This window comes from Sphingomonas sp. (assembly GCF_042091075.1).
Lineage (GTDB): Bacteria > Pseudomonadota > Alphaproteobacteria > Sphingomonadales > Sphingomonadaceae > Sphingomonas.
The window spans coordinates 1-11,837 of the sequence record NZ_JBELIE010000105.1 but is presented as its reverse complement, the minus strand read 5'-3'; the positions used below and the strand labels follow the sequence as shown (position 1 = coordinate 11,837).

Genomic DNA, 11,837 nt, shown 5'->3' with positions numbered 1-11,837 from the left:
CCGCTCGCCCGGAAAATGACGGCGCGGTGGCCGGGCGAGCGGGGCGGGGCCGCGCGGCGGTCGTGCGCCCGACAGCGATGTCCGCGGTCGGTGGTCGATGCGCGGGCGCGTTTTTCAGCGTCTGGCGAAAGGCACCGATATCGGCATCGCGGACCTCACCGATCCCGCCGACCGGCAGATCGCCGAGGATGAACGGGCCGTAGCGGACGCGGATCAGGCGGCTGACCTGGAGCCCCAGATACTCCAGCACGCGGCGTACCTCCCGGTTCTTGCCTTCGCGCAGGGTCATTTCGATCCACATATTGGCGCCGGTACGCCGTTCCAGATTGGCATCGATCGGGCCGTAGCGGATGCCATCGATCTCGATGCCGTGGATCAGCTCTTCGAGCTGCGGCTGCGACACATTGCCATAGGCGCGCGCGCGATAGGTGCGTTCCACGCCGGTCGAGGGCAGTTCGAGCTGGCGCTTGAACTCCCCATCGGTCGTCATCAGCAACAGGCCCTCGGTATTCACGTCCAGTCGCCCGACCGGCATCAGGCGCGGCAGGTCGCGCGGCAGACGATCGTAGATCGTCGCGCGGCCCGCGGGATCACGTTCGGTGGTCAGCACGCCGCTCGGCTTGTGAAACAGGAACAGCCGCGCGGCGCCGGGCGCGTCGATCGGCTGGCCGTCCACCGTCACTCCGGCGAGCGAGGCGAGCAACGTCGCCGGGGTCTCGATCGCGACCCCGTCGCGGGCGACACGCCCCTCCGCGATCATGCGCTCGATCTCGCGCCGGGAGGCGACCCCGGCACGCGCGAGCAATTTGGCGACACGATGGTTCGGACGATTGTCGGACGTGGGGCGTTCTTCGGCCATCGCGGCCGTTTAGCCGATGATGCAGCGCAGGTGAGGAAATATTTGCGACCGAACCGCGCGCAGGGCGTTATCATGCCGAAACGAGAGTCAAACACCTATGATGTTCGGGCGGAAGCAGCGGCTGATTGAGCGGTTACTGGTGGTCGAGGACGAACCGCTGGTGGCGTTCGATACCGAACATCTGCTGAAGGACCAGGGCTATAGCGTCGTGGCGACGGTCGATCGCGTCGCGGACGCGGCGGCGGTGATCCGCAACGGCGAGGCGATCGACCTGATCCTGGTCGACGTCAACCTCGCCGACGGCGACGGAACGGACGTCGCGCGCGCGGCGGGAGAGCGCAAGATTCCGGTGTTGTTCGTGACGAGTGCCTGCCCACCGGAGGCGCAGGCGCTGGCGATCGGATGTCTCGCCAAGCCCTATGCGCAGCGTGACCTGCTCAACGCGATCATCGCGGTGGAGCAGACGATCGAAGGCAAACCGCCCCGGCGTGTCCCCAACGGATTTCGTCTGTTCGCGACCAAGTGAGGTCGCGCACCGATCGTGGCGACCGGCTACAGCCGCGCCTCGACCTGGTCGTGGAACTGACGGATGCCGGCTTCGAGCGTCCCCAGCGTGACTCGCTCCATCGCCCCTGAAGACAGCCCCTGCTGCCCCAAGGCGGCCGCGCGAAAATCCTCGCCGGCGAAGACCCCGCCATCGAGCAGGTTCCAGCTCTTTTCCCAGTGACGCTGCGCCTTTTCGGTCACGGGCGGTTCGGGGATCAGCATGAAATCCTCCACCAGCACGCGGTCATGCGCTTGCGGCATCATCACCATCAGGTTCACGTAATCCGGGCTGACAATCAACACCGTGCCCGGGAACATCTGATAGGTGTAGGTGATCGCCGATCGCAGCGTGGGCCAGTCGGCCGCCCGCACCGCGGCGTCATCAACGTCACGGCCGACCGCCGAGCGCTGATGCGGGCCGATCGTATCCGCGCTCGCGACACCGTCCTTGAAGAAGGGGCCGATCGTTCCGGCATGAAGCCGCAGGACGTGATAGCTTTCGAGGAAAGCGTCCATGATGAGCTTCCAATTGGCCTCCACCCGATGCGTCTTGCGCTTGAACAGATGCATATGGCCGAGGCCGAATGCGTCGAAATCCAGCCCCAGCGCATCCGCTTCCGCGAAATCCGCCCGCTCGTCGAAGCTGAACCAGATCAGCCCGCCCGCCTCGCGGGTTGGCAAGCGGGTCAGCGCGAATTCCGCGGTGTCGAGATCGGGGAAGGCGTCGCGTCGCGGCAGGCCGATCAGCCGGCCATCGAGCGCATAGCTCCATGCATGATAGGGGCAGACCAACCGGGGCGCGCAAACCTGCTCGGCACCTTCCACCAGGCGCGTGCCGCGATGTTTGCAGACGTTGAGGAAAACATGCGCGTCCCCCGCCTTGTCGCGGGTGATCAGCAGCGGCTTGCCAAAGCCATCATGGGGAACCGCCATATTGGGCTCGGGCAGTAGCGCCGATGGCGCGATGACCAGCGGTACGCGGGTGAAGATCCGTTCCTGTTCCGCGCGATGCCGCGCCGGATCGGTATAGGCGGCGGCATCGACATGCGTCACGCCGACGTCGCGGCGACGTCCGCCCTCCGCCAGCAAACGTGCCAATGCGAGCTGACCGTCGGTCGGCGCCAGCGAGCCTTCCGGTGAGTTCATGGCTTTCCTCTCCGTCTTTTGTCGATAGTGTCGCCGGTTCATCTGGCGGGAGCAAGTGGTTGGCGGTGATGGAATCGGGCGTGTCGAGCCGGACGTGGTGGGACGGCGTGCGCCCTTATGTCGAACGCGGCCCGCTGGCGGCCTTCGCGCTGGGTATCTCGTCGGGTTTTCCCTATTCGATGATCGCAGCGACGCTGACGACGCGGCTCGCGCAGAGCGGCATCGACAAGAAGACGGTCACCGCGTTCAGCCTCGCCTTCCTGGTCTACAATCTGAAATTTCTGTGGGCGTGGATGGTCGACGGCGTGCGGCTGCCGGTAATCGGCCGGCTGGGGCAGCGCGTGTCGTGGCTGTTGTTCACTGGTGTGCTGGTGATGGCGGCGGTCACCAACCTGGCGCTGGTGGACCCGACCGCCAGCATCGCCGCGACCGCGACCGCCGCGATCCTCGTCGGGGTGGCGGGATCGACGTTCGATATCGTCATCGATGCCTATCGCATCGAGATACTCGAACCACGGCAGCTTGGCGTCGGATCGGGGATGAGCCAATATGGCTGGCGGATCGGGTCAGCGGGGGCGGGGGCGCTCGCGTTGATCGTGGCGGCGCGGCACGGCTGGACCTGGGCGTACCTCGCCTGCGCGTTGCTCGCGCTGCCAGCGATCCTCGCCGGGCTGACGCTGGGCGAGCCGCGCCGTTATCGCGAACCGGGCGAGCGGCGGCGTATCGGGGAGGCGGTCGCGGTGATCTGGCGGCCGTTCGTCGAATTCTTTCAACGCCCCGGCGCGTCGGTGATCCTGCTGTTCATCCTGATCCACAAGATTGGCGACACCCTGGGGCAGCTCGTGCTGCGGCTGCTGCTCGACGACATGAAGTACAGCAATGACGAGATCGCGCTCTACGATGTCGGCATCGGATTCTGGGCGTTCCTGATCGGTATTTTCATCGGCGGGGCTCTTTATGCGCGGTTGGGCCTGAAAAAGTCGGTGCTGCTCAGCCTTATCCTGATGGCGGCGTCGAACGCGGCGTTCGCCCTGCTGGCCGCCGCGGGCCACTCCAACAGCGGCCTGGCGGCCGCGATGCTGTTCGAGAATATCGCCTCGGGCATCGGCGGGGTGACGATCGTCGCCTATTTCTCCGCTCTGTGCGATCTGCGCTTCACGGCGGCGCAATATGCGCTGATCTCCGCCGCAGCGAGCGTCGTGGGGCGGATCCTGACCGGCGCGACCGCGGGTGCGCTGGTGGAGTCGGTCGGCTTCGTCAATTTCTACATCCTGACGACGGTGATCGCCCTGCCGGGGGTCCTGCTGTTCTGGTGGATGAGCCGGTCCGGGCTGGTCGATCGCTCGGTCGGAACGGCGGGCACCGAGGGGCCGGGCGACGCGCGCGACGGCGTATCGCCCTAGGCCCGGGGATGACGAAGCGCGTCAGGCGGTGACCGGTCGTCCCTCGTCGGCGAAGGCGGCGGCGACCGCAGCCGCGGTCGCCAGCACGCCTTCGACATGGCGCTGACCGAGCAGATCCCTCATCAGGAAATGCGCGCTGTCACCGCGAGTCTCGACGCGGGCAATGATCTCCAACAAGCTGCGCTCCGACGGGGTCATGCGGGGGCAGCAGCATGGTGCGATCGCGATCGGCTGCACCGCGTGCGCCGCCATATCCGCCATCAGGCCGCGTAACAGCGTCAGCGGGCGGCGGAACGCCTCTCCGAAGGCGGTGAACATCACATGCGCCGCCCGCGCGTCCGTCAATCCATGCGCACCCATCCGCCGGATCGCGAACAGCAGGACGCGCGCGTTCTGACAATCGGGCAGCGTGTACGGCAGGGCGTTGTGGGTGGTGTGAGTGGCGGGGTGGGTCATGGAACGATCGACTCCTCGTGGTCAACAGGAGGATCGTTGCTTCGCTATTGCAAGTCAATCGCAGAAATAGCGATGGCTCCGGGGCTAGGATCGCTGGCCCAGTCGCCAGAGAAGCAACCGGGTGAACGATGCGGGATCGTCCAGGCGAAAGGCGACGCGAACGGCCGGGGTGCGTTTGCCGAGAAGCGAGCGGCGATGCAGCGGACGGTTCAAACGCACCATGATGTTGGGCCAGGCGAGCAGCGCCGCGTTGAGGGTAGCCGGGTCGCGCACCTCTTCGCCGCCGAAATCCCCGTCGATCGTCGAGATCGCGTCGATGGGAATGAATTCGTCGATCAGAAAGCCCGCCCGAACGCGGATGCCATCAGGCATCAGCAACACCGGCCTGAACCGAAACGACTTGATCAGGCCAAGCAGATACACGAACCCCACATCGCTGAGGATGAACATGGCGATGGCTGCGGTGCGGCTCCAATGTCCCAGCAGCAGATGGTAGACCGTCATCTCTATCCCGGACAGGATCAGCAGCGTGACGCACATTGGCGTAAGATGTCGATGGTAGGCGAATGCGCGGGCGTTCGTCGGCACATCGGCCGGCCCTCCCCAGCGGAACACGGCCATATGGATCACGGTAAGCTCTGCGACAGCCAGCCGGACCAGCGCGGGCGGAAGGAACGCCGATGCGGCGGACACCCACTGCGCTCGACGATCCTCGCCACGGCCGGTCAACGCGCGTCTTGCCCTTACCGTGGCCCAGGCGACATGGCCCAGAACGGCGGCCCCCATCATCAGCGCGACGATCGGCGTTTCCCGAAGGGCGCTTCGTATCGCCGCTGGCGATCCCAGCCAGACCGTCACGCTCGCTCCGGCCAGCGCACCCAGAACGGCACTTCGTTCCGGGCGGCCTGACGACCGCGCGACCAGCGCAAGCGTCAGCGTGTCGGCGACGATCCAGAGGAACAGCAACAGCGCAGCAAGCGGGTAGGCCGATGCCAGCGGGGTTCGTACCGCGACCCCGGCCAGTGAAACGATGATGACGGGTACGACAGTCGCCGCGATCCGCCGACGATCAACCCGCTTGTCGATCCGCGCCACCATGCCACCCTCCGCTCGCCGGCGTGAAGGACCGGTCGCGGTCATGCGCGGCGTCAGTGTCGCTTATAGGCCCGCCAGATGGAAGATGGCCAGCGGCGCCAGTTCCCGGAACGTCTGCCAGTTTAGCAGGGCCGCCCGAGGCTTCCCCGGCGCTGGCAAGGGTCAGTCGGGCAGTTCGTCGTTCGCGGCCAGCGTGTCGCCCGCCAAATAAAGCGAACCCGCGATCAGCACCGCCTGCGGGCCACGGGAGGCGCTCATCGCCATCGCCGCACGGATATCGGTCGCCGTGACGGCTTCCGGTATGCCGAGCGATCGCGCCAGCGCGGCGAGTGCCTCCGGCGCGTGATGCGCATGCCCGGGCACCGGCAGCGCGATCAGCCGCCCGATCCGATCGGAGAAAGGTGTCAGAAACCCCGCGGGATCCTTGTTCGCCAGCATCCCGAGCACGACGGTCAGCGGGCGCGGTCTCTCATCGATGAGGCCGCCCAACGCCGCGCCGATCGCCGCGCCGGCAGAGGCGTTGTGCCCGCCATCGAGCCAGACCGGCACCCCGCCGAGCGGCGTCACCAACGGGCCTTGTCCGAGCCGCTGGAGCCGTGCCGGCCAACGCGCGCGATGCGCCGCGAGGCCCAGTGCGTCGTGGGATATCGCCATCGTCCGCTGATGGCGCAGCATCGCGACCGCCAGGGCGTAATTGTCCGCCTGATGCGCGCCGGGCAGGGCGGGGAAGGGAAGACGCAGGTCTCCGGCGGCATCGCTGTAGCGGATCGCGTCGCCGTCCACCGCGAAGCGCCAGTCGCGCCCCGATTCGATCCACGTCGCGCCGGCGGCATGCGCGACCGAGGCCACCACCTCCCGGACGGGTGGCGTATATCGCATCGTCAGCAGCGGCATGCCGGGTTTGGCGATGCCGGCCTTTTCGGCCGCGATCTGCTCGATCGTATCGCCCAGGAACGACTGGTGATCGATCCCCAGCGCCGCGATCCCGCCGGCGACCGGATCGCGCACGACATTGGTGGCATCCAGCCGTCCGCCCAGGCCGACCTCGATCACACAGGCATCGGCCGGCACCTGCGCGAAGGCGAGAAACGCGGCGGCGGTGGTGACTTCGAAGAAGCTCGCGCCGATATCGCCCCCGCGATCCAGCACCTCGCTCAGTACCGTCGCCAGTGCCTCGTCATCGATCAACCGTCCGGCCAGGCGGATACGTTCGTTGAAGCGCACCAGATGCGGGCTGGTATAGCCGTGGACGCGATAGCCCGCCGCCTCCAGCACCGCGCGCAGATAGGCGCAGGTCGAGCCCTTGCCATTCGTGCCGGCGACATGAAACACCGGCGGCAGCCGAAGGTGCGGATCGCCCAGCCGCGCGAGCAGCCGGGTGATCCGGTCGAGCCCCAGGACATCCGCGCCGGGCGAGAGCGACCAAAGGCGGTCAAGCTGCGCTTGTACCCCGCGATGAGAGGAAGTGGCGTGATCCGGCACCGTGGCGCCTTTCGTCGCGCGTCAGGCCGCCTTCCGCTCGCCGCACAGATAGCCGATCACCGTCGCCAGGCGTGCGCGCAGATCGCGGCGATGCACGACCATGTCGATCATGCCATGCTCCAGATAATATTCGCTGGTCTGGAAATCCTCGGGCAGTTTTTCGCGGATCGTGTTCTCGATCACCCGCCGCCCGGTAAAGGCCAGCGTCGCCTTGGGTTCGGCGATCTGCACATCGCCCAGCATCGCATAGGCCGCCATCACGCCGCCGGACGTGGGGTCCGTCAGCACCACGATATAAGGCAGGCCGGCGTCGTGCAGCATCTGGATCGCGACGGTGCTGCGCGGCATCTGCATCAGGCTGAGAATGCCTTCCTGCATCCGCGCACCGCCCGATGCGGTGAAGACCACGAACGGGGCCTTGTCGCGGATCGCGGTCTCCACGCCCTGGATGAACGCCTCGCCCACCGCCTGGCCCATCGAGCCGCCCATGAAGGCGAAGTCCTGCACCCCGATGACGACACGTTGCCCGTCGATCGTGCCGCGCGCGTTGACGAACGCATCCTGCTCGCCGGTGCTGGTCCGGGCTGCCTTCAGCCGATCGGCGTAACGCTTCGAATCGCGGAATTTCAGCGGATCCTCGGTGGCGCGCGGCGGTGACAGCACCTCCGCACTGCCGGGATCGAAGAGATAGGCAAAGCGCTCCTTCGGGCCGATCCGCTCATGATGGTCGCACGTCGGGCAGACGTGGAGGTTCTCCTCCAGCTCCTTGGTGAACACCATCGTCCCGCAACCCTTGCACTTGTGCCACAGATTGTCGGGGGTCTGGGCCTTGGCACCGGGGACGATCCCGGACAGCGCGTTGCGGACGTTGCTGAGCCAACTCATGCGGGTTGCTTTCGTGCATCGGCGAGCGCCGCCGACAGGGACTGGACATAAGCGGTGACCGGCGCGGCGGCGGCGGCACCGTGGCGCGCGACGATCTCCACGATCGCGGAGCCTACGACCACGCCATCGGCGACCGCCCCGATGCCGCGCGCCTGTTCGGGCGTGCGGACGCCGAAGCCCACCGCGATCGGCAGCTCGGTCGCCGCTTTCAGCCGGGCGACCGCTTCCTCGATCGAGGATTGCATCGCCTGCTGCTTGCCGGTGATGCCCGCGACCGAGACATAATAGATGAAGCCGCTCGCCTTCGACAGCACCTCGCCCAGGCGGGCGGCATCGGTGGTCGGCGTCGCCAGCCGGATGGGATCGATGCCCGCCTCGCGGAGTGCCGGCCCCAGTGCGTCGTCCTCTTCGGGCGGGATATCGACACAGATGATTCCGTCCACCCCGGCGCGACCGGCCTCCTGCGCGAACCATGCCGCCCCGCGTCGCAGCATCGGATTGGCATAACCCATCAGCACCAAGGGTACATCGGGGTGGCGCGCGCGGAAGTCGGCGGCGATGCGCAGGATATCCGGGGTCGTCGTGCCGGCGGACAGGCTGCGGATGTTCGCCGCCTGGATCGCGGGGCCGTCCGCCATCGGGTCGGTGAACGGCATGCCCAGCTCGATCACGTCGGCGCCCCCGGCAACAAGCGCGTCGAGGATCGCCGGGGTGGCCGTCACATCGGGATCGCCGGCGGTGATGAAACACACCAACGCGGGGCGGCCCTTGGCGAAAGCGGCGGCGAGGCGTGTCCGGCCGACACCCTCCGCAAGGCCTGCGGTCATATCGCCACCCCCAGCGCGTCGGCGACGGTCGTCATGTCCTTGTCGCCGCGTCCGCACAAATTGGCGAGGATGATCGCGTCGCGATCCATCGTGCGCGCCACCCGGGCGGCGGCGGCCAGGCCGTGGCTCGGCTCCAGCGCGGGCAGGATACCCTCGGTCCGCGCGAGCAGCTGGAAGGCATCGAGCGCCTCGCGATCGGTCGCCGAGGTATAGTCGACGCGGCCCTGTTCCTTCAGCCAGACGTGCTCCGGCCCGATGCCCGGATAATCGAGCCCGGCGGAGATCGAGTGCGCCTCCGCGATCTGTCCGTCATCGTCTTGCAGCAGATAGGTTTTGTTGCCGTGCAGCACCCCGGGCGACCCGCCCGACAGGCTGGCGGCGTGCTTCTTGTTCAGCCCTTCGCCCGCCGCCTCGACCCCGAGCATGCGCACCGATGGATCGTCGAGGAATGGATGGAAGAGACCGATCGCGTTCGAGCCGCCCCCGATCGCCGCGACCAGCAGGTCGGGCAGGCGGCCGATACGGTCAAGCATTTGCGCCCGCGCCTCGCGTCCGATCACGCTCTGAAAGTCGCGCACCATTTCGGGATAGGGATGTGGCCCGGCGGCGGTGCCGATCAGGTAGAAGGTATCGGCCACGTTCGCGACCCAGTCACGCAGCCCCTCGTTCATCGCGTCCTTCAGCGTCTGCGCGCCGGACGTCACCGGTCGCACTTCCGCGCCCAGCAACTTCATGCGGAAGACGTTCGGTTGCTGCCGCTCGATATCCTTTGCGCCCATGTAGATCACGCAGGGCAGATCGAAGCGCGCGCACACCGTCGCGGTCGCGACACCGTGCGATCCCGCACCGGTTTCGGCGATGATGCGCGTCTTGCCCATGCGGATCGCGAGCAGGATCTGGCCGATCGTGTTGTTGATCTTGTGCGAGCCGGTATGGTTCAGCTCGTCACGCTTGAACCAGATCTGCGCGCCCTTGCCGGCGGGTGCACCGTCGCGCAGTGCATCGGTCAGCCGCTCGGCGAAATAGAGCGGCGACGGGCGGCCGGCATAATCGCGCAACAGCTCCTCGAATTGCCGGGCGAAGGCGGGATCCTCCTTTGCGGCGCGATACTCACGCTCCAGATCGAGAATCAGCGGCATCAGCGTCTCGGCGACATAGCGGCCGCCATAGTCACCGAAATGGCCGCGCTCATCGGGCTGGGCGCGGAAGGAGTTGGGAACGTTCATAGTGCGGCGACCCGTTGCAGGAAGGTGGCGATCTTGTCCACGTCCTTGACGCCCGGCGCGCGTTCGATGCCGGAGGATGCATCCACCAGCGTCGCCCCGGTGCGCGCGACGGCCTCCGCGACGTTGGCGGCATCAAGACCGCCGGACAGCGCCCAGGGCAGCGGGTGCCGAAAACCGTCGAGCAGCCGCCAGTCGAAGCGAACCCCCATTCCGCCGGGAAGCGCGGCGCCCTCGGGCGTCTTGGCGTCATACAGGATGCGATCGGCCGCCCCGGCATAAGCGGACGCGGTGGCGAGATCGGCGCGTGTCTTCACCGCGATCGCCGCCCAGATGTCGATACGATACCGCTCGCGCAGCGCCGTGATACGGGCCGGTGCGGTCTTGTGTACCTGGATCACGTCAAGGCGCCCGGCGGCGATCGCGGTATCGAGCCACTCGTCGATAGGATCGACGAACACGCCGACCCGGCGGACATCGTCGGGCATGCGTGCCGCGAGGGCCGCCACCTGATCGAAGCCGACGCAGCGCGGTGAGGGGGGAAAGAAGACGAACCCGATATGGCTCGCCCCACCGGCCACGGCGGCATCGAGCGTCGCGGCATCGGACAGGCCGCAGATCTTGGCGGTGACGGGCATCGGGCTTCTATAGGGACGTGGTGGTGGAACCACAAACCGGGTGGCGCCGGAAGCCTTCCGGCACCACCCCACGCCAGCGGGGCGTTACGCCCAGTTCGCCATCTTGTTCTCGAGGTTGACGCGCACCGCCTCGAAGAATTGCTCGGTCGTCATCCACTTCTGGTCGGGCCCGATCAGGATCGCGAGATCCTTGGTCATGTCTCCCTTTTCGACCGTTTCGATGCAGACCTGCTCCAGCGTCTCGGCGAAGCGGGTCACGTCCGGTGTGCCGTCGAACTTGCCACGATATTTCAGGCCACCGGTCCAGGCGAAGATCGACGCGATCGGGTTGGTCGACGTCGCCTTGCCCTGCTGGTGCTGGCGATAGTGGCGGGTCACGGTGCCGTGCGCCGCCTCCGCCTCGATCGTCTTGCCATCCGGGGACATCAACACCGAGGTCATCAGGCCCAGCGAGCCGAAGCCCTGCGCCACCTGATCCGACTGCACGTCACCGTCGTAATTCTTGCAGGCCCAGACGAACTCGCCGTTCCACTTCAGCGCGCTGGCGACCATGTCGTCGATCAGGCGGTGTTCGTAGACGATGCCGGCGGCCTGGAACTGATCCTTGAATTCGGCCTCGAAGACTTCGGCGAAGATATCCTTGAAGCGACCGTCATAGGCCTTCAGGATCGTGTTCTTGGTCGACAGATAGACCGGCCAGTTGCGCCCAAGGCCATAGTTCATCGACGCCCGCGCGAAATCGCGGATCGACTCGTCGAGATTGTACATGCCCATCGCGACACCGGCGCCGGGGAAGTTGAACACCTCCTCCTCGATCGTGTCGCCGTTCTCGCCCTGCCACTTCATCGTCAGGCGGCCGGCACCCGGCACCTTGAAGTCGGTCGCCTTGTACTGATCGCCGAAGGCGTGGCGGCCGACCACGATCGGGTGGGTCCAGCCGGGGATCAGACGGGGCACGTTGCGGATCACGATCGGCTCGCGGAACACGACACCGCCCAGGATGTTGCGGATCGTGCCGTTCGGCGACTTCCACATTTTCTTGAGCTTGAACTCCTCGACGCGCGCCTCGTCCGGGGTGATCGTGGCGCACTTCACGCCGACGCCATACTTCTGGATCGCCTTGGCGCTGTCGACCGTCACCTGATCGTCGGTGGCGTCCCGATGCTCCATGCCGAGGTCGTAATAATCGAGGTCGATGTCGAGATAGGACTTGATCAGGCGCTCGCGGATCCATTCCCAGATGATCCGGGTCATCTCGTCACCGTCAATCTCCACGA

12 protein-coding genes are annotated in these 11,837 nt (G+C 66.8%); 2 read left to right on the top strand and 10 right to left on the bottom strand.

The features are described 5' to 3' along the window. Positions 1 to 859, bottom strand: an 859-nt coding sequence (locus ACFDSW_RS11150) for a pseudouridine synthase (protein ID WP_375250366.1), incomplete at its 3' end; no start/stop codon positions are given. Positions 860 to 956: 97 nt separating this feature from the next. Here ACFDSW_RS11150 and ACFDSW_RS11145 point away from each other — a divergent pair. Beyond that, complete coding sequence (locus tag ACFDSW_RS11145; RefSeq protein WP_375250365.1) at positions 957 to 1,385, top strand: response regulator; 429 nt, start codon at positions 957 to 959, stop codon at positions 1,383 to 1,385. Positions 1,386 to 1,411: 26 nt separating this feature from the next. Here ACFDSW_RS11145 and ACFDSW_RS11140 read toward each other — a convergent pair whose 3' ends face one another. After that, a complete protein-coding gene (locus ACFDSW_RS11140) occupies positions 1,412 to 2,551 on the bottom strand; it encodes an aromatic ring-hydroxylating dioxygenase subunit alpha (RefSeq protein ID WP_375250364.1) in 1,140 nt (379 codons plus the stop codon). A gap of 68 nt (positions 2,552 to 2,619) precedes the next feature. On the opposite strand from ACFDSW_RS11140, the gene ACFDSW_RS11135 reads away from it, so the two are divergent. Beyond that, on the top strand, positions 2,620 to 3,954 hold the full coding sequence (locus tag ACFDSW_RS11135; RefSeq protein WP_375250367.1) for an MFS transporter: 1,335 nt from the start codon (positions 2,620 to 2,622) through the stop codon (positions 3,952 to 3,954). A gap of 21 nt (positions 3,955 to 3,975) precedes the next feature. Here ACFDSW_RS11135 and ACFDSW_RS11130 read toward each other — a convergent pair whose 3' ends face one another. From ACFDSW_RS11130 to ACFDSW_RS11095, 8 genes are all read right to left on the bottom strand, one after another. Beyond that, complete coding sequence (locus tag ACFDSW_RS11130) at positions 3,976 to 4,410, bottom strand: DUF6628 family protein (protein ID WP_375250363.1); 435 nt, start codon at positions 4,408 to 4,410, stop codon at positions 3,976 to 3,978. Positions 4,411 to 4,494: 84 nt separating this feature from the next. After that, positions 4,495 to 5,505, bottom strand: a complete 1,011-nt coding sequence (locus ACFDSW_RS11125; RefSeq protein WP_375250362.1) for a hypothetical protein — start codon at positions 5,503 to 5,505, stop codon at positions 4,495 to 4,497. Positions 5,506 to 5,667: 162 nt separating this feature from the next. After that, a complete protein-coding gene (locus ACFDSW_RS11120) occupies positions 5,668 to 6,987 on the bottom strand; it encodes a bifunctional folylpolyglutamate synthase/dihydrofolate synthase (RefSeq protein WP_375250361.1) in 1,320 nt (439 codons plus the stop codon). 21 nt (positions 6,988 to 7,008) lie between these two features. Then, on the bottom strand, positions 7,009 to 7,872 hold the full coding sequence (gene accD, locus ACFDSW_RS11115; RefSeq protein ID WP_375250360.1) for an acetyl-CoA carboxylase, carboxyltransferase subunit beta: 864 nt from the start codon (positions 7,870 to 7,872) through the stop codon (positions 7,009 to 7,011). Beyond that, complete coding sequence (gene trpA / locus ACFDSW_RS11110; RefSeq protein WP_375250359.1) at positions 7,869 to 8,699, bottom strand: tryptophan synthase subunit alpha; 831 nt, start codon at positions 8,697 to 8,699, stop codon at positions 7,869 to 7,871. The genes accD and trpA overlap by 4 nt, the downstream gene beginning before the upstream one ends. Beyond that, positions 8,696 to 9,925, bottom strand: a complete 1,230-nt coding sequence (trpB, locus tag ACFDSW_RS11105; RefSeq protein ID WP_375250358.1) for a tryptophan synthase subunit beta — start codon at positions 9,923 to 9,925, stop codon at positions 8,696 to 8,698. The genes trpA and trpB overlap by 4 nt, the downstream gene beginning before the upstream one ends. Next, a complete protein-coding gene (locus ACFDSW_RS11100) occupies positions 9,922 to 10,560 on the bottom strand; it encodes a phosphoribosylanthranilate isomerase (protein ID WP_375250357.1) in 639 nt (212 codons plus the stop codon). Before ACFDSW_RS11100 ends, trpB begins: the two co-directional genes overlap by 4 nt. 84 nt (positions 10,561 to 10,644) lie before the next feature. Next, positions 10,645 to 11,835, bottom strand: coding sequence for an NADP-dependent isocitrate dehydrogenase (locus tag ACFDSW_RS11095; RefSeq protein ID WP_375250356.1), 1,191 nt, complete (start codon positions 11,833 to 11,835; stop codon positions 10,645 to 10,647). Between the last annotated feature and the right edge of the window lie 2 nt (positions 11,836 to 11,837).